At 70.8% G+C, this 25,291-nt stretch carries 18 protein-coding genes; all 18 read left to right on the forward strand.

Features of this window, described 5'->3' with window-relative positions; all coding sequences use genetic code 11:
- Nucleotides 1-5 precede the first annotated feature (5 nt).
- The 18 genes from ACIBJC_RS19545 (at nucleotide 6) to ACIBJC_RS19630 (ending at nucleotide 25,167) form a co-directional block, all read left to right on the forward strand.
- Entirely contained in the window at nucleotides 6-359 is a 354-nt protein-coding gene (locus ACIBJC_RS19545) for a DUF4233 domain-containing protein (protein WP_329827102.1), read from the forward strand.
- 138 nt (nucleotides 360-497) lie between these two features.
- Complete coding sequence (gene ndk, locus ACIBJC_RS19550; protein ID WP_399293837.1) at nucleotides 498-911, forward strand: nucleoside-diphosphate kinase; 414 nt, start codon at nucleotides 498-500, stop codon at nucleotides 909-911.
- A gap of 248 nt (nucleotides 912-1,159) precedes the next feature.
- A complete protein-coding gene (locus ACIBJC_RS19555) occupies nucleotides 1,160-2,179 on the forward strand; it encodes a rod shape-determining protein (RefSeq protein WP_329827104.1) in 1,020 nt (339 codons plus the stop codon).
- A gap of 104 nt (nucleotides 2,180-2,283) precedes the next feature.
- Nucleotides 2,284-3,390: a rod shape-determining protein MreC gene (gene mreC / locus ACIBJC_RS19560; RefSeq protein WP_399293840.1), complete on the forward strand. Its 1,107-nt coding sequence runs from the start codon at nucleotides 2,284-2,286 to the stop codon at nucleotides 3,388-3,390.
- 11 nt (nucleotides 3,391-3,401) lie between these two features.
- Nucleotides 3,402-4,070 (forward strand): rod shape-determining protein MreD, encoded by a 669-nt coding sequence (mreD, locus tag ACIBJC_RS19565; RefSeq protein ID WP_329827107.1) that lies wholly within the window; start codon nucleotides 3,402-3,404, stop codon nucleotides 4,068-4,070.
- Nucleotides 4,071-4,203: 133 nt separating this feature from the next.
- Nucleotides 4,204-6,378, forward strand: coding sequence for a penicillin-binding protein 2 (gene mrdA / locus ACIBJC_RS19570; RefSeq protein ID WP_399293842.1), 2,175 nt, complete (start codon nucleotides 4,204-4,206; stop codon nucleotides 6,376-6,378).
- 3 nt (nucleotides 6,379-6,381) lie between these two features.
- Nucleotides 6,382-7,581, forward strand: a complete 1,200-nt coding sequence (gene rodA, locus ACIBJC_RS19575) for a rod shape-determining protein RodA (RefSeq protein WP_399293845.1) — start codon at nucleotides 6,382-6,384, stop codon at nucleotides 7,579-7,581.
- A gap of 64 nt (nucleotides 7,582-7,645) precedes the next feature.
- Nucleotides 7,646-9,226: a CHAD domain-containing protein gene (locus ACIBJC_RS19580; protein ID WP_399293848.1), complete on the forward strand. Its 1,581-nt coding sequence runs from the start codon at nucleotides 7,646-7,648 to the stop codon at nucleotides 9,224-9,226.
- Between the two features lie 102 nt (nucleotides 9,227-9,328).
- Nucleotides 9,329-11,254: a TIGR03960 family B12-binding radical SAM protein gene (locus tag ACIBJC_RS19585; RefSeq protein WP_399293851.1), complete on the forward strand. Its 1,926-nt coding sequence runs from the start codon at nucleotides 9,329-9,331 to the stop codon at nucleotides 11,252-11,254.
- A gap of 124 nt (nucleotides 11,255-11,378) precedes the next feature.
- Complete coding sequence (locus ACIBJC_RS19590) at nucleotides 11,379-11,912, forward strand: GNAT family N-acetyltransferase (protein ID WP_399293853.1); 534 nt, start codon at nucleotides 11,379-11,381, stop codon at nucleotides 11,910-11,912.
- 261 nt (nucleotides 11,913-12,173) lie between these two features.
- Complete coding sequence (locus ACIBJC_RS19595; RefSeq protein ID WP_399293856.1) at nucleotides 12,174-12,956, forward strand: TIGR03936 family radical SAM-associated protein; 783 nt, start codon at nucleotides 12,174-12,176, stop codon at nucleotides 12,954-12,956.
- A 233-nt stretch (nucleotides 12,957-13,189) separates the two neighbouring features.
- Nucleotides 13,190-17,338, forward strand: a complete 4,149-nt coding sequence (locus ACIBJC_RS19600) for a ribonuclease E/G (protein WP_399293859.1) — start codon at nucleotides 13,190-13,192, stop codon at nucleotides 17,336-17,338.
- A 236-nt stretch (nucleotides 17,339-17,574) separates the two neighbouring features.
- Nucleotides 17,575-17,895 carry a 50S ribosomal protein L21 gene (rplU, locus tag ACIBJC_RS19605; protein WP_329827115.1) on the forward strand — a complete coding sequence of 107 codons (321 nt, stop codon included), beginning with the start codon at nucleotides 17,575-17,577 and terminating at the stop codon, nucleotides 17,893-17,895.
- 14 nt (nucleotides 17,896-17,909) lie between these two features.
- Entirely contained in the window at nucleotides 17,910-18,164 is a 255-nt protein-coding gene (rpmA, locus tag ACIBJC_RS19610; RefSeq protein WP_329827117.1) for a 50S ribosomal protein L27, read from the forward strand.
- 156 nt (nucleotides 18,165-18,320) lie between these two features.
- Nucleotides 18,321-19,757, forward strand: a complete 1,437-nt coding sequence (gene obgE, locus ACIBJC_RS19615) for a GTPase ObgE (RefSeq protein ID WP_329827118.1) — start codon at nucleotides 18,321-18,323, stop codon at nucleotides 19,755-19,757.
- 261 nt (nucleotides 19,758-20,018) lie between these two features.
- Nucleotides 20,019-21,524 (forward strand): bifunctional cytidylyltransferase/SDR family oxidoreductase, encoded by a 1,506-nt coding sequence (locus ACIBJC_RS19620; protein WP_329827120.1) that lies wholly within the window; start codon nucleotides 20,019-20,021, stop codon nucleotides 21,522-21,524.
- A gap of 134 nt (nucleotides 21,525-21,658) precedes the next feature.
- Complete coding sequence (locus ACIBJC_RS19625) at nucleotides 21,659-23,770, forward strand: hypothetical protein (RefSeq protein WP_399293864.1); 2,112 nt, start codon at nucleotides 21,659-21,661, stop codon at nucleotides 23,768-23,770.
- 167 nt (nucleotides 23,771-23,937) lie between these two features.
- Nucleotides 23,938-25,167 carry a glycosyltransferase family 2 protein gene (locus ACIBJC_RS19630; RefSeq protein WP_399293866.1) on the forward strand — a complete coding sequence of 410 codons (1,230 nt, stop codon included), beginning with the start codon at nucleotides 23,938-23,940 and terminating at the stop codon, nucleotides 25,165-25,167.
- Nucleotides 25,168-25,291 lie beyond the last annotated feature (124 nt).

The following is a 25,291-nucleotide window of genomic DNA, read 5'->3' on the forward strand; positions in this document are numbered from 1 at the left end:
ATTCCGTGCGAACGCTCTGCGCGTCGACCTTGATCGGTGAATTCTTCGTGATCGGTTTCGCCGGTCTGGTCGCCATGAAATCGGACGACCTGTCGGTGGGGACGGTCTGGACGGTCTGCGGTGTCGCCATGCTGTTCTCCGTGCTGCTGTGCGGGATGATCACCCGCCCCGGCGGGGTCCAGCTCGGCTGGGCGCTCCAGGTCGGCCTGGTCGCGAGCGGTTTCGTGGTCCCGGCGATGTTCGTGCTGGGGGTGCTGTTCGGGGCGCTGTGGTGGGCGTCGGTGCACTACGGCCGGGTGATCGACGAGGCGAAGGCACGCTGGGCCGCACAGGCATCGGCAGAGGCTGACGCTGCGTAACCGGTGATGCGGGGTGCCCTGTAGCCTCTGTGGTCCCGGACAAAGCCTCCGAGGTCCGGACGCGCCTTCGAGGCCCGGACACCGCCTCCGAGGCCCGGATTCCGGCACCCCGCATTCCCCACAGAAGGAGCCCGTACCGTGAGCCAGCGCACGCTCGTCCTGCTCAAGCCCGACGCCGTACGCCGTCACCTCGTCGGCGAGATCCTCGGCCGGATCGAGCGCAAGGCGGACTGGTCCCTGATCGCGCTGGAGCTGCGCACGCTCGACCAGGACACGCTGGAGCAGCACTACGGCGAGCACAAGGGCAAGCCCTTCTACGAGCCGCTGGTCGCGTTCATGGCGTCGGGCCCCGTCGTCGCGCTCGTCGTCGAGGGCGAGCGGGTCATCGAGGGCGTCCGCGCGCTCTCCGGCCCCACTGACCCGATCGCCGCAGCGCCCGGGTCCATCCGGGGGGACTTCGGGACCATCGTCCGGGAGAACCTGATCCACGCCTCGGACTCCGAGGAGTCCGCCATTCGGGAACTGAAGATCTTTTTCCCGGGACTTTCCTGACCACATGTCAGCCAAACGGAGCTGACCACCTGGGGCGACCGAAGGAATTCGGTCGCCTTTGGGTATATCCAGGCCACTTCCGGGAACGCATCGGTCCGACACTTCGTCACCGTTACAGAGGTGGGCCAGCGAGCCGCCGTCGCTCCGACGGCACTACGATGGAAGCCTCCACGCCACAGCACCCACCTCGCCATCCTGAAAAGCCGTCAACGCTTGGGAAGGCCAGACGCATCCTCATGGGGAACCACATGTCGTTCATCGGCCGTGACATGGCTGTCGACCTCGGGACCGCCAACACGCTGGTGTACGTCAGGGGCCGCGGGATCGTACTCAACGAGCCGTCCGTGGTCGCCATCAACACCAACACAGGCGGCATTCTCGCGGTCGGCTCAGAAGCCAAGAAGATGATCGGCCGGACACCGGGCAACATCGTTGCCGTCCGGCCGCTGAAGGACGGCGTGATCGCCGACTTCGAGATCACCGAGCGCATGCTGCGCTACTTCATCCTCAAGATCCACAAGCGCCGCTACCTCGCCCGTCCGCGCGTCGTCGTCTGTGTGCCCTCCGGCATCACCGGGGTCGAGCGCCGCGCCGTGATCGAGGCGTCCACCCAGGCCGGCGCGCGCCAGGTGCACATCATCGAGGAGCCGATGGCCGCGGCCATCGGTTCGGGACTCCCCGTCCACGAGGCCACCGGCAACATGGTCGTCGACATCGGTGGCGGCACCACCGAGGTCGCCGTCATCTCGCTCGGCGGCATCGTGACGGCACAGTCCATCCGCGTCGCCGGCGACGAGCTGGACAACGCGATCATCCAGCACATCAAGAAGGAGTACTCGCTCCTCCTCGGTGAGCGGACCGCGGAAAGCATCAAGATCACCATCGGTTCCGCTTACGACCTCGACAAGGACGAGCACACCGAGATCCGCGGCCGTGACCTGGTCTCCGGCCTGCCGAAGACCGTCGTCATCTCCGCCGCCGAGGTCCGCAAGGCCATCGAGGAGCCGGTCAACGCGATCGTCGACGCCGTGAAGACGACGCTCGACAAGTGCCCGCCCGAGCTGTCCGGCGATGTGATGGACCGCGGGATCGTGCTCACCGGCGGCGGCGCCCTGCTGCGCGGTCTCGACGAGCGGCTGCGCCGGGAGACCGGCATGCCGATCCATATCGCGGAGGATCCGCTGGACTCCGTCGCGCTGGGATCCGGCAAGTGCGTCGAGGAGTTCGAAGCACTCCAGCAGGTGCTGGACGCACAGCCTCGTCGGTGACGGAACCATCAAAGATCCGCCGAACGGGTGCCTGACTTCCCGTCCGGCGGATCGTTGAATTACAGGCACCACCCATTCCTACGAGGAAGGCACGGCCGCCGCACGTGAGGGACACACGAGAGAGCCGTCTGCTCCTGGTGCTGCTGATCGCCATCGCGTTCGCACTGATCACGGTGGACATCCGCGGCGGTGAGGATTCCCCCGTGGACGGCGCGCGCCAGGCCGCCGCCACGGTCTTCGGCCCGGTGGAGAACGGTGTCGCTGCGGCGGTGAACCCGGTCGGCAACGCCATAGGGGCCGTACGGGACTCCGGCTCGCGGCACACCCGCATCGCCGCCCTGGAGCGGGAGAACGCGGAACTCAAGCAGAGACTCGGCAGCGACGCCCGCAACCGCAGCCAGGTCCGCGAGCTGGACACGATGCTCCAGCGGGCCGGCGCCGGCCAGTACGGCATCAAGGGCGCCCAGGTCATCGCCATAGGAGCGGCCCAGGGCTTCTCCTGGACGGTCACCATCGACATGGGCCGCAACGACGGCATCGCGCGCGACATGACCGTACTCAACGGGGACGGACTGGTCGGCCGGGTCACCACCGTGGGCCCGAACACCGCGACCGTGCTGCTCGCCAACGACCCCGGCTTCACCGTCGGCACCCGGATGGAGGGCTCCGACGAACTCGGCTTCGCCACCGGCCAGGGCGACCGGCCGCTCTCCGTGCAACTCCTCAACGGCAAGGCGAAGATCCGCAACGGCGACCGGCTGGTCACCTTCGGATCGAGCAAGGACAAGCCGTTCGTGCCCGGCGTGCCGGTCGGCGAGGTCGTCCGCGTGGACCCGTCCGGCGGCGACCTCACCCGTACGCTCTCGGTGCGGCCGTTCGTCGGCTTCACCAAGCTGGACATCGTCGGGGTCGTCGTCGAGGCGCCGCGCGAGGACCCGCGGGACACGGTGCTGCCGCCGAAGGCCAAGCCCGTCCCGACGCCCACCGTCACCGTGACGGTCACCCCGTCCCCGGACGCCGACCTGAACGCCGACGCCGGCGGCAACCTCGACGTCAACGGGAACACCGCCCCCGTCACCGGCGCGGACCCGAACGCGAATCCGAACCCGAACGCCGACGCGAACCCGAACCCCGACCCCGACGCCGCCGCGAACGCCGATCCCGGCAACGCGGGCAACGGCAACGGCCAAGCGGCAGACGACCAGGAGTAGGGCTGAACCCCATGCGCTTCAACCGGATTCTGCTCTCCACCACCCTGGTCGTGGTCGCCCTCGTCGTCCAGGTGTCCGTCCTCGCCCGGCTCCAGCTCCCCGGCGCCGTACCCGACCTGATGCTCCTCGTCGTCCTCGCCCTGGCCTTCGTGTACGGGCATGTCGGCGGCGCCCTCATCGGCTTCGGCGCCGGTCTGCTCTCCGACCTCGCGCCGCCCGCCGACCACGCCGCCGGACGGTACGCCCTGGTCCTCTGCGTCATCGGTTACGTGGCCGGGCTGGTACGGCCCGAGAAGGGCCAGCTCCGCTCGGCGCTCGCCCCGATGACCGCGGTCGTCGCCGCGGCGATCTGCTCGACCCTGCTGTACGCGGGCGTCGGCGCCCTCGTCGGCGACACCGCAGCCCGCCATGTCGGCCTGGGCGGGCTGATCCTCACCGCGGCGGTCTACGACCTGCTGCTCGCCCCGTTCGTCGTCCCGCTCGTCATGGCCCTGGCCAGACGCGCCGACAACGACCCCCTCGCCGAGTCCCGGGACAGCTCCGCGGGCGACATGGCCTCCGGCTGGGCCGGCTCCGGTACGGGGCTGCGGATCGGCGGCCAGCGCGGCGGACTGCGGGTCAGAGCGGCCCGTAACCGCGCGGCGCGGGCCGGACGGATCAAGGGGGTCAAGCGCCTGTGACCGCACCGTCCCCCGCGAACCCGTCCCCGGTGACCGCACCGTCCGCCCGTACCCCTGGTACCGCCCGTACCGCCCGTACCACTCGTACCGCCTGTGCCACCCGTACCGTCCGTAGCGCCCGTGGGGGGTCGCAGTGAGCAACATCCCGGAGACCGGACGGACACCCCGGGTCCAGATCCGGCTCGTCGTCATCCAGGTCCTCGTCTTCTCCCTCCTCCTCACCCTCGGCGGCCGGCTCTGGTACCTCCAGGTCCGCAACGGCCAGGAGTACACGGACGAGGCCAAGAACAACCACGTCCAGCAGGTCATCCAGCCCGCCGTCCGCGGCTCGATCCTCGACACCCGCGGGGTGCCGCTCGCCGACAACGAGACCCGTCTCGTCGTCTCCGCCAGCCGCACCGAGCTGATGAAGATGAACGACAACGGCAAGGCGGCCCTGACCAACCTCGCCGACGTCCTCGACATGAAGCCGCAGGACGTCATCTCCAAGGTCCGGCTCTGCGACGCGAAGACCCCCCAGCCCTGCTGGAACGGTTCGCCCTACCAGCCGATCCCCGTCACCGACGAGGCCACCACCCAGCAGGCCCTCCAGATCCGCGAGCGCGCCGAGGACTTCCCCGGCATCACCGCGGAACCCACCGCCGTACGCCGCTACGCCGCGCCGGGGCTCGCCAACACCGCCCAGGTACTCGGCTACCTCTCGCCCGTCACCGACGAAGAGATCACCAAGGCGCAGGACACCGAGTCGCCGTACCTCCGCTCCGACCAGGTCGGCCGCTCAGGGCTGGAGCGCACGTACGACAAGCAGCTCCGCGGCAAGGCCGGCGTCACCCGGTACGAGGTCGACAACCTCGGCCGGGTCATCGGCGAGGCCAAGAGCGACCAGGCCGAGCCCGGCGCCAATGTCGTCACCTCGATAGACGCCCGTGTCCAGGCCGTCGCCGAGTACGAGCTGAACGAGGCGATGAAGGCCGCCCGCAAGGAGATGGACCGCAACACCAACGAGAACTACAAGGCGGACTCCGGCGCCGTCGTCGTCATGGAGGCGAAGACCGGCCGCGTCGTCGCGATGGCCTCCCAGCCGACGTACGACCCCAACTCCTGGGTCGGCGGCATCTCCGCGAAGGACTACGCGAGGCTCACCGGTAAGAAGTCCAACTTCCCGCTGCTGAACCGCGCCATCCAGGGCCAGGCGGCCCCCGGCTCGATCTTCAAGGTCATCTCGTCGACGGCCGCCGTCAACGCGGGCTACCCCTTCGACGGCAACTACCCCTGCCCCAGCTCGTACAACGTCGGCAGCCAGGTCTTCAAGAACTTCGAGTCCAAGGGGTACGGCTCGATCACCATCGGCAAGGCGCTGGAGGTCTCCTGCGACACCGTGTACTACGGCCTCGCCCACAAGGAGTGGCAGAGGGACGGCGGCACCAAGCCGAAGAAGAGCGCCAACGACTGGTTCTACAAGACCGCCCACCAGTTCGGCCTCGGCAAGGAGACCGGCATCGACCTCCCCAACGAGGTCACCGGACGCGTCCCGGACCGCCAGTGGAAGCAGAAGTTCTGGGAGGCCAACAAGGCCGGCTGGTGCAAGCAGGGCAAGAAGGGCGGCACCTACGTCCAGCAGCTCGCCTACGAAGGCTGCCTCGAAGGCAACCTGATGCGCGCCGGTGACTCCGTCAACTACTCGATCGGCCAGGGCGACACCCTCGTCACTCCGATCCAGATGGCCACGATCTACTCGGCCATCTCCAACGGCGGCACCCTCTACAACCCCACCGTCGGCAAGGCGGTCATCAGCCCCGACGGCAAGCGCGTCGAGGAGATCGCGCCGAAGGCGCACGGCAAGCTGCCGATGAACAAGCAGACGCGCGACGAGATCGACGAGGCCCTCGCCGGTGTCGCCACCCGCGGCTCCGCGGCCTGGCGGTTCGGCGGCTGGCCGCAGGACAAGATCCCGATGCACGCCAAGACGGGTACGGCCGAGGTCTACGGCAAGCAGACGACCTCATGGTTCGCCTCGTACACCAAGGACTACACGATCGTGATGACGATCGCCCAGGGTGGTACGGGCTCCGGGGCCTCCGGACCGGCCGTCCGCAAGATATACGAGGCGATGTACGGGCTGAACGCGAAGGGCGACCAGAACCTCTCGAAGGCGCTCATGCCCACCCCGCGCACCGCGCTGCCCACGATCCAGCCGGACGGCTCGATCGACGCGCCGAAGGTCAGGCCGTACGAGCCGGAGAAGGAACTGCCGGCCGATGAGCAGGTACTGGCGGGCCCGCCCGCCGCACCGGGCCGGAGGGACTGATCCATGGCCGGTACAAGCGGCTTCTCCGTCTCCGGCTACGGTCCGGAGCGCGGGACCTGGGCCAGACTCTCGGCCCGCGACTCGATGGTGCGCCGGCTCGACTGGCCACTGCTCTTCTCCGCGCTCGCCCTGTCGGTCCTCGGCTCCCTGCTCGTCTGGTCGGCGACCCGCAACCGCACCCACCTCAACCAGGGCGACCCCTACTACTTCCTCTTCCGCCACCTGCTCAACACCGGCATCGGGTTCGCCCTGATGATCGGCACGATCTGGCTCGGGCACCGCACCCTGCGCGGCGCGGTCCCCGTGCTGTACGGCTTCTCCGTCCTGCTGGTCGTGCTGGTCCTCACCCCGCTCGGCGCGACCATCAACGGCGCCCACTCCTGGATCGTGATCGGCGGCGGCTTCACCCTCCAGCCCTCCGAGTTCGTGAAGATCACGATCATCCTGGGCATGGCGATGATGCTCGCGGCACGGGTGGACGCGGGGGACCAGCTCCATCCCGACCACCGCACCGTCGCGAAGTCCCTCGGCCTCGCGGTGCTGCCGATGGCCATCGTCATGCTGATGCCGGACCTCGGCTCGGTGATGGTCATGGCGGTCATCGTGCTCGGCGTGCTGCTCGCCTCCGGCGCCTCCAACCGCTGGATCCTCGGCCTGGTCGGCGCGGGCGTGGCCGGCGCCGTCGCGGTCGCCGCGCTCGGGGTGCTGGACGAATACCAGATCAACCGCTTCGCCGCCTTCGCCAACCCGGAGCTCGACCCGGCGGGCGTCGGCTACAACACCAACCAGGCGCGCATCGCCATCGGCTCCGGCGGACTGACCGGCACCGGGCTCTTCCACGGCTCGCAGACCACCGGCCAGTTCGTGCCCGAGCAGCAGACCGACTTCGTCTTCACGGTCGCGGGCGAGGAGCTGGGCTTCCTCGGCGCCGGGCTGATCCTCGTCCTGCTCGGCGTGATCCTCTGGCGCGCCTGCCGGATCGCCCGCGAGACGACCGAGCTGTACGGCACGATCGTGGCCGCCGGGATCATCGCCTGGTTCGCGTTCCAGTCGTTCGAGAACATCGGGATGACGCTCGGCATCATGCCGGTGGCCGGGCTGCCGCTGCCCTTCGTGTCGTACGGAGGCACCTCCATGTTCGCCGTCTGGATAGCGGTAGGGCTGCTCCAGTCGATCCGGGTCCAGCGGCCGATAACGGCCTGACCCGTGGAGGCCGGCCATGTCGCAGGGGGTGCCGTCCGGCACCCCCTGCGGCTAAATTCGGTACATGGCGGACAACAAGCGTGAGATCGAGCGCAAGTACGAACTCCCCGAGCGCCCGGACACCGACGAGCCGCCCGGACTGCCCGACCTCACCGGGGCCCGGGGCGTCGCCGCCGTCCGCGCCCGGGGCGTCCAGACGCTTGACGCCGTCTACTACGACACCCCCGCCCTGCGCCTGCACGCCGACGCGCTCACCCTGCGCCGCAGGACGGGCGGCGACGACGCGGGCTGGCACCTGAAGTTCCCCGTCGCCACCGGCATCCGCGACGAGATCCGGGCGCCGCTCGCCGACACCCTCCCGCCCGAGCTGGCCGGACTGGTCCGCTCCCGCGTCCGCGACGCCGAGCTGATCCCCGTCGTACGGCTGCGGACCTCGCGCGAGGTGAGCCTGCTGCTCGACGCGCGCGGCGCGCCGCTCGCCGAGGTCGCCGTCGACACCGTACGGGCGCGGCGCCTGCCAGGGACCGGGCGCAAGCGCGCCGACACCGCGTGGACCGAGGTCGAGGTGGAGCTGGCGGACGGCGCGGACCCGGCGGTGCTGGACGCCGTGGAGAAGAGGCTCCGCAAGGCGGGGCTGCGCCCGGCCGCCTCGGCCTCGAAGCTCGCCCGGGCACTCGGGGCGGGCGGCCGGTCGGCGGGTGCTCAATCACCGGGCGGCCGGGCCGGGGGAGCGTCGCCGTCCGCGCCCGTCACCGCCGGGGACCATGTCCTGGCCTATCTGCGCGACCAGGTCGCCACGATCGTCGCCCAGGACCCCGCCGTACGCCGTGACCTGCCGGACTCCGTCCACCAGCTCCGCGTCGCCACCCGGCGGCTGCGCTCCACGTTCCGTACCCACCGCAAGGTCCTGGACCGGACCGTCACCGACCCCGTCGGCGAGGAGCTGAAGTGGCTCGCCGCCGAGCTGGGCGTCGACCGCGACCACGAGGTCCTGAGCGAGCGGCTGGCCGCCCGCGTCGGCGCCGTGCCCGGCACCCTGCTGCTGGGGCCGGTCCGCGCGCGGCTGCGGATCTGGAGCGCCGGCGGCCGGACCGGCTCCCGGGCCAGGACCGTCGCCGTACTCGACAGCGAGCGCTATCTGACCCTGCTGGCCACGCTCGACGCACTGCTCGCGGCCCCGCCCCTGCGGCCGGCCGCGGCGAAGGCGCCGGAGAAGGTGCTGCCCGCGCGGATCGACCGGGCGTACCACCGCCTCGCGGACCGGATCGACGGCGCGCTCGCCATGCCGCCGGGCCCGGGACGCGATCTGGCGCTGCACGAGGCCCGTAAGGCGGCCAAGCGGGTCCGGTACGCGGCGGAGGCGGCCGTCCCCGCCCTGGGGAAGCCCGCCAAGCGGTTCGCGCGGCGGATCAAGGCCGTACAGACGGTCCTCGGCGACCACCAGGACAGCGTGGTCGCCCGCGAGGTGCTGCGGGATCTCGCGGTCAGGGCGCACGCGGCCGGCGAATCCGCGTTCACCTGGGGGCTGCTGTACGGGCAGGAGGAGACGCAGGCCGAGCGGCGTGAGCACGAACTGCCGCGGGTGTGGCAGGAGGCGGCGGACCCGGTGCTGCGCGCCCGGCTCGGGGTGCGCTCGCACGGATGAGCGAGCGGAGGGCTCGTTCGGCCGCGTTAGGCTGGGTGGTCGGCCACTGTCTGTTCATCCCGCTCGTCTGTTCATCCTGTCGGTCCACGAAAGATTCCCGTGATGCCTGTCACATCGGTCTTCCCGCAGCTCGAAGCTCTGCTCCCGCATGTGCAGAAGCCGATCCAGTACGTCGGGGGTGAACTCAACTCCACCGTCAAGGAGTGGGACGACACCGACGTCCGCTGGGCGCTGATGTACCCGGACGCGTACGAGGTCGGACTGCCCAACCAGGGCGTCATGATCCTCTACGAGGTACTGAACGAGCGCGAGGGTGTCCTCGCCGAGCGCACCTACAGCGTCTGGCCGGACCTCGAAGCGCTGATGCGCGAACACAAGGTGCCGCAGTTCACCGTCGACGCGCACCGCCCCGTCTCCGCGTTCGACGTCTTCGGGCTGAGCTTCTCCACGGAGCTGGGCTACACGAACATGCTCACCGCCCTCGACCTGGCGGGGATCCCGCTGGCGGCGAAGGACCGTACCGTCGACCACCCCATCGTGCTCGCGGGCGGCCACGCGGCCTTCAACCCCGAGCCGATCGCGGAGTTCATCGACTGCGCGGTCATCGGCGACGGCGAGCAGGCGGTCCTGGAGATCACCGAGATCATCCGCGCCTGGAAGGCCGAGGACCGCCCCGGCGGGCGCGAGGAACTCCTCTTCCGGCTCGCACGGACCGGCGGCGTGTACGTGCCGGGCTTCTACGACGTCGAGTACCTGCCGGACGGCCGGATCGGCCGCGTCGTACCCAAGCGGTCCGGCGTCCCGTGGCGGGTCTCCAAGCACACCGTCATGGACCTCGACGAGTGGCCGTACCCCAAGCAGCCGCTGGTCCCGCTCGCGGAGACCGTGCACGAGCGGATGTCCGTGGAGATCTTCCGCGGCTGCACCCGCGGCTGCCGCTTCTGCCAGGCCGGCATGATCACCCGCCCGGTGCGCGAGCGCTCCATCACCGGCATCGGCGACATGGTCGAGAAGGGGCTGAAGGCCACCGGCTTCGAGGAGGTCGGGCTGCTCTCCCTCTCCTCCGCCGACCACAGCGAGATCGCGGACGTCGCCAAGGGGCTCGCGGACCGCTACCAGGAAGACAAGATCGGGCTCTCCCTGCCCTCCACCCGCGTCGACGCGTTCAACGTCGACCTGGCCAACGAGCTGACCAGGAACGGCCGCAGGTCGGGGCTGACCTTCGCCCCCGAGGGCGGCTCCGAGCGGCTGCGCAAGGTCATCAACAAGATGGTCTCGGAGGAGGACCTGATCCGTACGGTCTCCACCGCGTACGGCAACGGCTGGCGCCAGGTGAAGCTGTACTTCATGTGCGGACTGCCCACCGAGACCGACGAGGACGTCCTCCAGATCGGCGACATGGCCGTCAAGGTCATCGCCGAGGGACGCAGGGTCTCCGGACAGAACGACATCCGCTGCACCGTCTCCATCGGCGGCTTCGTGCCCAAGCCGCACACCCCCTTCCAGTGGGCGCCGCAGCTCAGCGCCGAGGAGACCGACGCCCGGCTGCTGAAGCTGCGCGACAAGATCCGCGCCGACAAGAAGTACGGCCGCTCCATCGGCTTCCGCTACCACGACGGCAAGCCCGGCATCGTCGAGGGCCTGCTCTCCCGCGGCGACCGCCGCGTCGGCGCGGTCATCCGCGCGGTGTACGAGGACGGCGGCCGGTTCGACGGCTGGCGTGAGCACTTCTCGTACGACCGCTGGATGCGCTGCGCCGAGAAGACGCTGCCGGACTTCGGTGTGGACGTCGACTGGTACACGACACGGGAGCGCACGTACGAGGAGGTCCTGCCCTGGGACCACCTGGACTCCGGTCTCGACAAGGACTGGCTCTGGGAGGACTGGCAGGACTCGCTCGACGAGACCGAGGTCGAGGACTGCCGCTGGACGCCGTGCTTCGACTGCGGGGTCTGCCCCCAGATGGACACGCAGATCCAGATCGGCCCGACCGGCAAGAAGCTGCTGCCGCTGACCGTGGTGAAGTGAGCCGCACCGCCGGGTGACGTACGGGGCCGGGACGGACCGGCCCGGCCACCACGACGACCGACACGGGCCCGGCCGGGGCGACCACCCCGGCCGGGTTTCCGCGTGACGGCGGCACAATGGACCGATGCCGCAGTTCATCGCCCCCGACATCCGCCTGCACGCCTCCTTCCTCGACGCGATGGAGGAGTTCGTCGAGGAAGGCGCCGTCGAGCGCTCCCTGCTCCTCCACGAGATGGAGGAGTACGCGGCGACCTGGCACAGCCCCGAGGTCTTCGCCGCGTACTGCGAGCGGCTCAACGCCGAACCGCTGGAGGAGACCCCGCGCATCCAGGGCTGGGTGCCCTGCACCACCCTCTGGTACGCCGACGGCGACACCTTCCTCGGCCGCCTCGCCATCCGCCACCGGCTCAACCCGTTCCTGCGGGAACTCGGCGGCCACATCGGCTACGCCGTACGCCCCACCGCCCGCCGCCGGGGCCACGCGACGGCCATGCTCACCGCCGCGCTGCCGATCGCGCGAGCCCTGAGCATCGACTCCGTCCTCGTCACGTGCGACACCGACAACACCGCCTCGCGCAAGGTGATCGAGGCGGCCGGCGGGAAACTGGAGGACGAGCGCGGGGGAAAGCTCCGGTTCTGGATCCCCACGGCCGGTTGAGGCGCCCCGGCCGGGGTACGCGGAGTGTCCTGGCCTGTGGAACCGTCCGAGCACCGGGCGCGTACTCTGGGTAGTACAACGATCGTCCCGGCGCGGCGCCCGCACCCGAGATCACCCCGCACAGCGCGGGGCCGGTCCGGAACGCGGGGTGTTCCCCGCCGAAGATACGTCCAAGGGCGGCGCGTCACCGCGTACCGTCCGCACCGAGGAGAAGAACCACTGGGCAAGCGACAGCCCGAAGGCCCGCCGCCCGCACCGGCGGTGCAGCGCATCCGACTGCGCTACACCAAGCGCGGCCGCCTCCGGTTCACCAGCCACCGAGACTTCCAGCGCGCCTTCGAGCGGGCGCTGCGCCGCGCCGAGGTGCCCATGGCGTACTCGGCGGGGTTCACCCCGCACCCGAAGGTGTCGTACGCCAATGCCGCACCCACCGGCACCGGCAGCGAGGCCGAGTTCCTGGAGATCGCCCTGGTGGAGGCGCGCGACCCCGACAAGCTGCGAGAGCTGCTCGACGAGTCGCTGCCGACGGGTCTGGACATCATCGACGCCGTCGAGGCCCGTACCTCGGGACTCGCCGACCGGCTGACCGCTTCCGTATGGGAGCTGCGGCTGGACGGCGTCACCGACGAGGAGGCGGGACACGCCGTCTCCGCGTTCCTCGCCGCCGACACCGTCGAGGTGGAACGCCGTGCGAAGAACGGTCTGCGGACCTTCGACGCACGGGCCGCCGTGGCCGCCCTGGAGGTGGCTCGTCCACAGCCTGATAGGCCGGGGGACGGCCCCTGTGCGATACTGCGGCTGGTTGTTCGGCACGTGACACCTGCCGTGCGACCCGACGACGTCCTGTCCGGTCTCCGAGCTGTGGCCGACCTGGCGCCGCCGGTCCCCGCAGCGGTGACCAGGCTGGCGCAGGGGCTCTTCGACGAGGAGTCCGGCACGGTGACCGACCCGCTCGCGCCCGACCGCGAGGCAGCCCGGCCCGCCCCACCCAAGGCCGCCGGACTTGCCGCCGCGACGGCGCCGGAAGGTGCAGGTTCCGCGTAAGGCGGTCGTTGTAGCGCAGCCCTGTGACTCGGGAGCCACCTGGGTCGGGCGGCGTACTGACCAGAAGACTTTCGCCAGGCCGTACGTGACGTCGCGTACGGAACCGGCGACCCAGACATAACAGCTCCCGTGCGGCGCCCGCGCCCCGGACGGCGGCAATCGCGCACAGCGCGGGCCGCGGCCGGACCGGAATCAGGCGTGGCGCCCGGGAGCGTGACGGGAGAACCGCCCGCATGCTTGAGTCCACCGAACCCGGCACCCCCGGGGACACCAACGAAGAGAACAACTCGCCCAGCGACACGCTGCCGCCGCGCCGCAGGCGCCGGGCAGCGTCCCGCCCGGCGGGACCGCCCACCGCGGCGGCCGAGGTCAAGGACGCGTCGAGCGTCAGCGAGACCGTTCCGCAGGCCACCGAGGCTGCGGGGGCAGCCGAGTCCGTGGCGAGCGACACACCCGCCGAGGAGCCCGCCGCGCCGCCGCGTGCGCGCCGTCGCGCCACCCGTAAGACGGCGGCGCCCGAGCCGGTCGCCGAGGCCGCCGCGCCGGACGAGACTTCCGCCGAGGAGCCTGCCGAGCCGCCGCGTGCGCGCCGTCGTGCCACCCGTAAGACCGCCGCGCCCGAGCCGGTCGCCGAGGCTGCCGCGTCGGACGAGACTCCTGTGGAGGAGCCTGCCGCGCCGCCGCGCGCCCGTCGCCGCGCCACCCGCAAGGTCACGGCGCCCGAGACGGCCACGGAGCCGGTCGAGGCCACCGTCGAGGAGACCCCCGCGCCCGCCGCCGAGGCCGCTGTCGCCGCTGTCGCCCAGACCCCGGCCGAGGAGCCCGCGCCCGCCGCGCGCCCCCGCCGCCGCGCCACCCGCAGGGCCACCGCGCCCGCCGGTTCGCCGGAGGCCGAGGCCACCGCGGCCCCGAACGGCAACGGCGACGGAGCCCCCGGCGGCGAGAGCCTGCCGCGGGACACCGTCGACCGGATCGCCGCCGACGAGCCGGAGGTCCAGGCCGCCGAGAAGGCCGCCACCCGGGGCCGTACGCGCCGCAGGGCCACCGCACCGGCCACCGCGCCCGAGCCCGCCGCCGAGGCCGTGAGCCGCGCCGCCGAGCCCGTCACGGAGCCCGTCGCCGAGAAGCCCGCGGCACAGCAGAAGCCCGTCGCGGAGAAGTCCGCCACGCAGAAGCCCGTGCAGCGCGAGCCCGAGCGCGCCCCGCGCCGCCGCGCCGCCGGGCGGCCCGCCGTGGCCGTCTTCCAGGCGCCCGTCTTCACCGAGCCGATGTTCCAGACGCCGGAGACCGCCGCGGCGGCCGCGGCGGTCTCCGGACGGACCGACGCCACCGACGAGCTGGACGACGAGGAAACCGCGACGGCCCCGGCCGCCGTGGCGCCCGAGCCCGTCGCCGCGCCCGAGCCCTCGGGCCGCCGCAGCAGGCGCCGCCGCCGCGGCGAGTCCGCCGAGCCGGCGGCTGAGGCCGCGCCGGCCGCCGAGACCGCGCCGGCCGTGGTCGAGGCGCCGCGCGCGCCCGCCGTGGAGCCCGCGAACGAGAACGACGAGAGCGACGACGAGCCGGAGCGCTCCGCCGACGACGGCGCCGACGACTCCGACGAGTACGGCGACCGTCCCTCCCGGCGCCGCCGCCGGGGTGGCAGGCGCCGCCGCCGGGGCGAGTCCGCGGACACCGACGACACCACGGACGAGCGGCAGGAGGAGTCCTCCTCCGCCGAGCACACCGACGAGGCCGACGACGACCGGGACGCCCCCGCCGCCTCCGACGACGAGCAGGACGACGACCAGGAGGCGTCCTCGGGCGGCTCCTCCAGCAGCCGGCGCCGTCGCCGCCGTCGCCGTCGCAGCGCCGACGGCGGCTCCGACACCGAGCAGGGCACCGGGGGCGGTGACGACCCGGAGCGTACGGTCGTCAAGGTCCGCGAGCCGCGCGAACGCCGCGCCAAGGATACCGAGCGTGAGCCCGGCACCGGCGCCGACGAGGTCCAGTCCATCAAGGGCTCGACCCGTCTGGAGGCCAAGAAGCAGCGCCGCCGCGAGGGACGCGAGCAGGGCCGCCGCAGGGTGCCGATCATCACGGAGGCGGAGTTCCTCGCCCGCCGTGAGGCCGTCGAGCGCGTGATGGTCGTGCGCCAGCACGGCGAGCGCACCCAGATCGGCGTGCTTGAGGACAACGTCCTGGTCGAGCACTACGTCAACAAGGAGCAGGCGACCAGCTACGTCGGCAACGTCTACCTGGGCAAGGTGCAGAACGTACTGCCGTCCATGGAGGCCGCCTTCGTCGACATCGGCAAGGGGCGCAACGCCGTCCTGTACGCCGGTGAGGTCAACTTCGAGGCGCTGGGCATGGCCAACGGCCCGCGCCGGATCGAGACCGCCCTCAAGTCCGGCCAGTCGGTGCTCGTCCAGGTGACGAAGGACCCGATCGGCCACAAGGGCGCCCGTCTGACCAGCCAGGTCTCGCTGCCCGGCCGCTACCTCGTGTACGTGCCCGAGGGCTCGATGACCGGCATCAGCCGCAAGCTCCCCGACACCGAGCGCGCCCGTCTGAAGACCATCCTCAAGAAGATCGTCCCCGAGGACGCGGGTGTCATCGTCCGTACGGCCGCCGAGGGCGCCAGCGAGGACGAGCTGCGCCGCGACGTCGAGCGGCTGCAGGGGCAGTGGGAGGACATCAAGAAGAAGTCGAAGAGCGGCAACGCCCCGACGCTGCTCTACGGCGAGCCCGACATGACCGTCCGGGTCGTCCGCGACATCTTCAACGAGGACTTCTCGAAGGTCATCGTCAGCGGCGCCGACGCGTGGCAGACCATCAGCGGCTACGTCGCGCATGTCGCGCCGGACCTCTCCGACCGGCTGTCGCGCTGGACCAGCGAGGTGGACGTCTTCGCGACGTACCGCATCGACGAGCAGCTCATGAAGGCGCTGGACCGCAAGGTCTGGCTGCCCAGTGGCGGTTCGCTGGTCATCGACAAGACCGAGGCCATGATCGTGGTCGACGTCAACACCGGGAAGTTCACCGGCCAGGGCGGCAACCTGGAGGAGACCGTCACCAGGAACAACCTGGAGGCGGCCGAGGAGATCGTGCGCCAGCTCCGGCTGCGCGACCTGGGCGGCATCGTCGTCATCGACTTCATCGACATGGTGCTGGAGTCCAACCGGGACCTGGTGCTGCGGCGCCTGCTGGAGTGCCTGGGCCGGGACCGTACGAAGCACCAGGTCGCCGAGGTCACCTCGCTGGGCCTGGTGCAGATGACCCGCAAGCGGGTCGGCCAGGGTCTGCTGGAGTCCTTCTCCGAGACCTGTGTCCACTGCAACGGCCGCGGTGTGATCGTCCACATGGAGCAGCCGGTGGCGTCCGGTGGCGGCGGCAACGGCAAGCGCTCCAAGAAGCGCGGTCGCGGTGGCGCCGGCGCGGACCACGAGCACGACCACGACCACGAGGTGGCGGGTACGGCGGCGGAGTCCGACGCCGACCACGAGACCGAGTCGGAGGCCGAGCTCGCGGCGGAGGTGGCGGCCCCGGTCGCGTTCTCCGAGCCCGACTTCGTGCCGGACGAGGAACTGTTCAGCAGCGTCGCGGAGGCCGAGGCGGCCGTACGGGGCCGTTCGCGCCGCCGTGCGTCGCGCAAGGCGTCGGCCCCGGCCGGTTCGCCGAGGGCGGCGGAGCCGGAGGCCCGGACGGAGGCACCCGAGGCTCCTGCGGCACCCGAGGCGGCTCCGGTCGCCGAGGCGCCCGTGGAGGCCGCCGAGGCACCTGCCGCGGACGCGGCGCCCCAGGGCCGTACGCGCCGCCGTGCCACCCGTAAGGCGTCGGCCCCGGCCGGTTCGCCGAAGGTGGCCGACGCGGGGGCCCCGGCCGAGGTGGTCGTACCCGTGACCCCGGAGCCCGAGCCCGCCGCCGAGCCGGTGGCCGCGGAGCCTGCCGCCGCCGAGGAGGCGCCCGTGGCGGCTCCGCCGCGTGCGCGCCGCAGGGCGACCCGTAAGGTCACCGCCCCCGCCGGTTCGCCGTCGGGTACGGAGGAGGCGGCGATCGTCGTCGTGGAGGCGCCGGCGAAGGCCGACGCGCCCGCCGACACCACCAGCGCCGACACCACCAGCGCCGACACCACCACCGACGCGTCCGACGCGTCCGAGGCGCCCGCACCGGCCAAGAAGGCGGTCCGTAAGACGGCCGCCAAGAAGGCCCCCGCGAAGAAGACGGCCGCCAAGAAGACGACGGCCAAGAAGACCGTGGCGAAGAAGACGACGACGGCCAAGAAGGCGCCGGCCAAGGCGGCCAAGACGACCAAGGCGGCCAAGTCCACGGCCAAGGCGTCGAAGAAGACCGCCGCGGCCGAGCAGACGGCGCCCTCCGGCGTCACGGCCACCACCGAGGACTGATCCCCCTCGTCGCCCCACCGCCCTCCACGGGCGGTGGGGCGCTGGGGCTGGTTTGACCCCCTGTACAGCGGCCCCGTACTCTAAACCTTCGGTGTGTTCCTATGCGCGCCCACCTCTGAGCACCCACCTCCCGGATCTCCGGGGGAGGCCGCTCGTCCTGTCAGGACTGCCACGGGCCCCGGCCCGTGCGGGCGGCTGGCTTCAGAGGTTCCGTTCCGAGCGAGAGTGAGTTCCGCGTGTACGCCATCGTGCGCAGCGGTGGCCGCCAGCACAAGGTTGCTGTCGGCGACATCGTTGAGGTTGACAAGATTTCCACCGGCAAGGTCGGCGACACCGTCGAACTCAAGACGCTGCTCGTGGTCGACGGTGACGCGGTCACCAGCGACCCGTGGGTGCTGGACGGCATCAAGGTTCAGGCCGAGATCGTGGACCACCACAAGGGCGCGAAGATCGACATCCTTCGCTACAAGAACAAGACGGGTTACCGCCGTCGCCAGGGCCACCGCCAGCAGTACACGGCGATCAAGGTCACCGGCATCCCCGCGGCTGCGAAGTAAGGGACTGAGGAGACATGGCACACAAGAAGGGCGCATCGTCCACTCGGAACGGGCGCGATTCCAATGCTCAGCGGCTCGGCGTGAAGCGCTTCGGCGGTCAGGTCGTCAGCGCCGGTGAGATCCTGGTCCGCCAGCGTGGCACGCACTTCCACCCGGGCACCGGCGTCGGCCGTGGCGGCGACGACACGCTGTTCGCGCTGAACCCCGGCGCGGTGGAGTTCGGTACCCACCGCGGCCGCAAGGTCGTCAACATCGTTCCCGCCGCCTAGTAACCCTCCGGTACCTCTTCCGGTACCGGCGGGCAGGCAGGGCGCCTGTAGAACGATTCTTCGCGAGGGCGGACCTCACTTCCCGGAGACGGGAAGCGGGTCCGCCTTTCGCGCGTTACAGGTAAGACAATTCCGTATGTACTGGAGGCAATCCCCATGACCACCTTCGTGGACCGCGTCGAGCTGCATGTCGCCGCGGGTAACGGAGGCCACGGCTGCGCCTCCGTACACCGTGAGAAGTTCAAGCCCCTCGGCGGCCCCGACGGCGGCAACGGCGGCCGGGGCGGCGATGTGATCCTCGTCGTCGACCAGTCGGTGACGACGCTGCTCGACTACCACCACTCGCCGCACCGCAAAGCCACCAACGGCAAGCCCGGCGAGGGCGGCAACCGCTCCGGCAAGGACGGCCAGGACCTGGTCCTGCCGGTGCCCGACGGCACTGTCATCCTCGACAAGCGGGGCAACGTCCTGGCCGACCTGGTCGGCGAGGGCACCACCTTCGTCGCCGCCGACGGCGGACGCGGCGGCCTCGGCAACGCGGCGCTGGCCTCGGCCCGCCGCAAGGCACCCGGCTTCGCGCTGCTCGGCGAGCCCGGCCGGAGCGGCGACATCGTCCTGGAGCTGAAGACGGTCGCGGACGTCGCGCTCGTCGGCTTCCCCAGCGCCGGCAAGTCCTCGCTGATCTCCGTGCTCTCCGCCGCCAAGCCGAAGATCGCGGACTACCCGTTCACCACGCTCGTCCCCAACCTGGGTGTGGTCACGGCCGGTTCCACCGTCTACACCATCGCGGACGTCCCCGGACTGATCCCGGGCGCCAGCCAGGGCCGCGGCCTCGGCCTGGAGTTCCTGCGCCACGTCGAGCGCTGCTCCGTACTCGTCCACGTCCTGGACACGGCGACGCTGGAGTCGGACCGCGACCCGGTCACCGACCTCGATGTCATCGAGGAGGAGCTGGCGCAGTACGGCGGTCTCGGCGACCGGCCGCGCGTCGTCGTCCTCAACAAGACCGACATCCCGGACGGCAAGGACCTCGCCGAGATGATCAGGCCCGATCTCGAAGCGCGCGGCTACCGCGTCTTCGAGGTGTCGGCGGTGGCGCACCTGGGGCTCAAGGAGCTCTCGTTCGCGCTCGCGGAGATCATCGCCACGGCGCGCGCCGAGAAGCCGAAGGAGGAGGCGACCCGCATCGTCATCCGCCCGAGGGCCGTCGACGACGCCGGTTTCACCGTCATCCTGGAGGAGGACGGCATCTACCGGGTACGCGGCGACAAGCCCGAACGCTGGGTCCGCCAGACCGACTTCAGCAACGACGAGGCCGTGGGCTACCTCGCGGACCGGCTGAGCCGGCTCGGTGTCGAGTCCGAGCTGATGAAGGCCGGAGCACGGGCGGGCGACGGGGTCGCCATCGGCGCGGAGGACGACGCGGTCGTCTTCGACTGGGAGCCCACGATGATGGCCGGCGCGGAGATGCTGGGCCGCCGCGGCGAGGACCACCGCCTTGAGGAGCCGCGTCCGGCGGCGCAGCGGCGCCGGGACCGGGACGCCGAGCGTGACGAGGCGCAGCAGGCGTACGAGGACTTCAAGCCCTTCTGAGCCGGCCGGTGGCCGCGCGGTCCCTCCGGGCCGCGCGGCCACTCCGTACGCCTCTCATCTGTGACCCCCCGTGCTCCGACGTGAATCTTTTGTGGTCTCCTTCACGTACACCTCCCGGCCACGCACCGCGGACACACCGGTCTTCCCAGGTGAATCAGGGGTTGCGGGCCGGTGGCGCACGGCTGTGGTCCACCTTGCACGACGATTGCCGCGGGTGGGACCATCGCTACATCCTCTGAGCCCGCAAGGTAGGTCTGTCCTGTGTCTGCAACTTCCGCGCCGCCCGCGAAGCCCCGCACCACCGCTGTCGTCCTGGCGGGCGGTACCGGTCAGCGTGTGGGCCTGTCGATCCCGAAGCAGTTGCTGAAGATCGCGGGGAAGGCGGTCATCGAGCACACCCTGTGGATCTTCGAGCAGAGCGACTCGATCGACGACGTGATCGTGCTGATGGCCCCCGGCTACGTGCCCGACGTGGAGAAGATCGTCGCGAAGGCCGGACTGACCAAGGTCACCCGGGTCATCGAGGGCGGCACGACGCGCAACGAGACCACCGAGCGCGCCATCGCCGCGCTGAGCGAGGGTCTGGCGCCGGGCGAGGACCGTAACGTGCTGTTCCACGACGCGGTGCGCCCGCTGCTCTCGCAGCGTGTGATCAAGGACTGCGTGGACGCGCTGGAGCGCTACCAGGCGGTGGACGTGGCCATCCCGTCCGCCGACACCATCATCGTGACCCGTACGCACGGCGGCGACGGCGAGTTCATCACGGACGTCCCCGACCGGTCCCGGCTGCGCCGCGGCCAGACCCCGCAGGCGTTCAAGCTCTCCACCGTCCGCAAGGCGTACGAGGTCGCGGCGGACGACCCCAACTTCCAGGCCACCGACGACTGTTCCGTCGTGCTCAAGTACCTGCCGGACGTGCCGATCTACGTCGTGGCGGGCGACGAGTACAACATGAAGGTCACCCAGCCGGTCGACGTCTTCATCGCGGACAAGCTCTTCCAGCTCGCCTCCGCGAGCGCGCCCGAGCAGCCGTCCGAGGAGTCCTACCGCGAGCTGCTCACCGGCAAGACGCTGGTCGTCTTCGGCGGTTCGTACGGCATCGGCGCCGACATCGCCCAGCTCGCCGAGTCGTACGGCGCCAAGGTCTACGCGCTGGGCCGCTCCACCACCGGTACGCACGTGGAGAACCCGGAGCACGTGGACGACGCGCTCTCCCGCGCCTACGGCGAGACCGGCCGGATCGACTACGTGATCAACACCGCGGGTGTGCTGCGCATCGGCAAGCTGGCCGAGACGGACAACACCACGATCCAAGAGGCGCTGAACGTCAACTACCTGGCGCCGGTGCAGATCGCGCGCGCCTCGTACAAGTACCTGGTGGAGACCAAGGGCCAGTTGATGCTCTACACCTCCAGCAGCTACACCCGGGGCCGCGCCGAGTACAGCCTCTACTCGTCCACGAAGGCCGCCATGGTCAATCTGACCCAGGCGCTCTCCGACGAGTGGGCGGGCGAGGGGATCCGGGTCAACTGCGTGAACCCGGAGCGCACCGCCACCCCCATGCGCACCAAGGCGTTCGGCCAGGAGCCGGAGGGCTCGCTGCTCTCCTCCGAGGCGGTCGCGAAGACCTCCCTCGACGTGCTGCTCTCGGAGCTGACCGGCCACGTGATCGACGTACGGCAGCAGGATCCGACGCGCGGCGCCTCGGAGGCGTCCGACTTCGAGCAGGCGCTCGCCGCCGTACTGGACCGTCAGGGAGATGTGTAATACTTCTTGACAATCTTTGACAGGGCCTCTGTGGGTCGCGTATGCGCGAACCACGGAGGCCCCAGTTCGTGAAGTCGCGTCTTCACGCTTCCCTTGCAAGATCAACAGCCGGCACGGTCTGGAGCAGGTTTTCCGTGATTTCGACAGCTATCCGCCTGGCCCGCGTGGGCAGCGGATCAGAGCTGGCAGCCGCACTTCTTCTGGGTATCAGTTTCCCGTGCGTCATGCTCGCCGCGATAATCCCCAACCTCTGGTTCTTCGCGGCGGCCGCAGCCGTGACCTATCTCGCGGACACCTACCTGCACCAGCGCGGCAGCTACCTGGTCAACCGGCTCGCCAAGGTGCGCGCCGGTCTCTCGATCCGGTTCCTGATCCGGCAGATGCTGCTGGTGCTGCTGGTCGCCAGGTCGGGCCTCGGTGAGGACCGGATCTTCTATGTGACCGTCGTCATGGTGCTCCTGTTCTACGCGCTCCAGGCACCGCACGGCGCCATCGTCACCCTGCTCCGGCTGCGCCGCAGGCTGCCCGTGGTCACCCGGAACATCGACCTGGCCGGTGTCATCCGGATCCCGGACGCGCCGCCGCGTGGGCTGCTCAACCGCTCCGCCGAGAAGATGCTCCACCTCGACATCTTCGCCATGGTGGGCGTGATCATCACGCTCGGGACCCGCGACAACATCTACGGCTTCACCGGCCTCGGCCTCAGCCTGCTCCTCGCCGTCGGCTACATCGTCGCGCTCCTGCCCTACCTGCGGCCGAGCCGGCTCGTACCCAAGGCCGAGAAGGTGCTCGCGGCGGTGGACGGCTGGCTGGCCGAGTACCGGCCGACCGTGATGCTGTACTTCTCCGGCTCCAAGGAGTCCGCGTACCAGGTCAACATGTGGCTGGACACGATGGACCGGATGGAGGGCCGGCCGCTGATCGTCCTGCGCGAGCGGGCCATCGCCCAGCAGCTCGGGACGACGGACGTGCCGGTGCTCTGCGTCCCCGGCGGGGTGCACCTGATGAACCTGGACCTGTCGACCGTCCGGGTCGCGCTGTACGCGGCCAACGTCGGCAAGAACATCCACATGCTGCGTGTGCCCACCATGAAGCACGTCTTCATCGGCCACGGCGACAGCGACAAGCTGGCCAGCGTCAACCCGTACAGCAAGGCGTACGACGAGGTGTGGACGGCGGGCCGGGCAGGCCGCGACCGGTACGCGCTCGCCGACGTCGGGGTGCGCGACGAGGACATCGTCGAGGTGGGCCGCCCGCAGCTCGCCCCGATCGAGCCGTACAGCGGCGCGCAGCGCCACCCCGTCCCCACGGTGCTGTACGCGCCGACCTGGGAGGGCTGGGACGACAACCCCGGCAACACCTCGCTGCTGCTGGCCGGCGAGAACATCGTCAAGCGGCTCCTGAAGGCCGACAGCCCGGTCCGGGTGCTCTACAAGCCGCACCCCTTCACCGGGACCCGCAGCGCCAAGGCGAAGGCCGTGCACGAGCGGATCATCGCGCTGGTGGAGAAGGCCGCCGCCGAGCGGGCCACCGACGCCCGCTGGGCGAAGGAGAGCGCCGAGCTGAACGCGGACCGGACCGCCGCCACGGCGGAGCTGGCCCGGATCTCCGCGCGCCTCGGCGAGCTGATGGGCGCCGCGGACACGGGGCGTGACGAGGCCGAGCAGTCGCGGGACTCGCAGGCGGACCCGGCCAGGCAGGAGGAGCTGACCCGGCTGCGCCGCGAGTGGAACGGCGCGTACTGGCGCTCCTTCGGCTGGTGGGAGCACCGGGTCATCAGCGGCTCCGAGCCCGCGCTCTACGACTGCTTCAACGAGTCGGACGCCATGGTCTCCGACATCTCCAGCGTGGTGTCCGACTTCATCGCGAGCGGCAAGCCGTACGCGGTCACGGACTCGGCGGAGCTGGGCGCGGAGGAGTTCAAGCGGCAGAACACCGCCGTACGGGCCGCGGTCATCCTCTCCAACAGCGCGCGCGAGCTGGACGACCTGCTCGCCGCGGTCGCCGACCCGGCGGCCGACCGGCTGGCGGCCGAGCGCCGGGAGCTGAAGCGGTATCTGCTGGGCCCCGACGAGCCGACGTCGATGGAGCAGTTCGAGGCGGCGACCCAGGCACTGTCCGCGAAGTCCCTGGCGCGGAACGTGGGCGTCGAGCAGCGGCTCGGGGAGCCGGAGGCGGCAGCGGCGCCGGACGACTCGGCGCCGAGCGCGGAGAACAACGACCTGGACTCGCCCGTACGGGGCTGACCGGGGCGACGGACAGCAGGCCCGGCGGAGCGCTTTCGAGGAGCGCGCCGCCGGGCCTTTCCGTGTCCGCTGATCACCCGGCCCCTGTGATGGGCATCACAGGGGCCGGGTGATCGGGTAAGACAACCAACAATCGGTGCCACCTGTCTTGCATTCCGATGAACGAAATGTCAGTTCCTGATGTGAGTGTGATCGTCGGGGCATACGAAGCGATGCCCTACCTGATCCGCTGCCTGGAATCGGTGGAAGCCCAGACCTTGGGCGCCCACCGTATCGAGCTCGTCGCCATCGACGACGGCTCGGCCGACGGCACGGGGGAATTCCTGGAAGAGTTCGCGGCCCGCACGTCCATCCCGACCAGGGTGGTACGGCAGGCCAACTCGGGTGGCCCCAGCGGCCCCCGCAACGTCGGCCTCGGCCTGGCCCGGGGGCGCTACGTCTTCTTCCTGGACGCCGACGACTATTTGGGGGAGGAAGCACTGGAGCGCATGGTCGCCGTGGCCGACCGCGCTCGTACGGATGTGGTGCTGGGCAAGGTGGTGGGGGTCAACCGGGGTGCTCCCAGCTCGATGTGGCGGCGTACGGCCGACCGTGTCGACGTCCACAACTCGCAGGTCATCTACACGCTGAGCGCGCAGAAGCTCTTCCGCCGCGAGCTGATCGAGCGGCTGGGACTGCGGTTCGACGAGAGGTACAGGACCGGCGAGGACGCGCTCTTCACCATCGAGGCCTATCTCCGGGGCGACGGCGTCTCGGTGATCTCCGACTACACCTGCTACTACCTGGTCGGCAGGGGCGACGGCAAGCACGTGACCAAGTCCGGTGACTACACGCACCGGTTCGCCGCCGTGACGGCCCTGATGACCCGCATCGCCGAACTGGAACCGGCGGGCCCCAAGCGCGACAAGCTGATGGTCAGACCCTTCACCGTCGGGCTGATACAGCAGTTCGCGCACGGGATCGTCAAGGATTCCGAGGAGGTCAGACGCCACAAACTGGAGCTGGTCGCCCCGCTGATGGAGCGGTACTGGAACCCGGGCGTGGCGCGCCACATCAAGGTCGCGGAGCGGCTGCGGCTGGAGTGCGTGGCGCTCGGTCGGCTCGATCTGCTCGCCGACGTCCTGGCGTTCATCAAGGCGGAGACGGTGCCCGAGGTGGTCCACCGGGGCCGCGCCCGTACGCCGTACCTCGTCCTCCCGCACTTCGGGGAGCGCGGAACGGGGCTGAAGGACGCGTCGTACGAGGTGACGACCCGGGACTGGGTGGGCAAGCCGGGCCTGCGCCCCATAGAGCCGCCCCAGGCCGTCCGCCGGCGCAGATCGCTGGCGCGCAGGGTGGCGCGGCGGCTGCGTACCCAGGTGCGGAACCTCGCGCCGATGAGGAACCGCGTGGCGTAGGAGAGTTGGCGCGAAAACGGGGGCGCGGACGGTGGTACCGGGCCGCGCCCATGCGTGTACGGGCTCCGTCACGCACTCTTTCGCGCCCCCGCGCCGCGCCCCTTCACCCTTCCGGGGTGACCGG

The sequence above is a fragment of the Streptomyces sp. NPDC050509 genome (assembly GCF_044457965.1).
Lineage (GTDB): Bacteria > Actinomycetota > Actinomycetes > Streptomycetales > Streptomycetaceae > Streptomyces.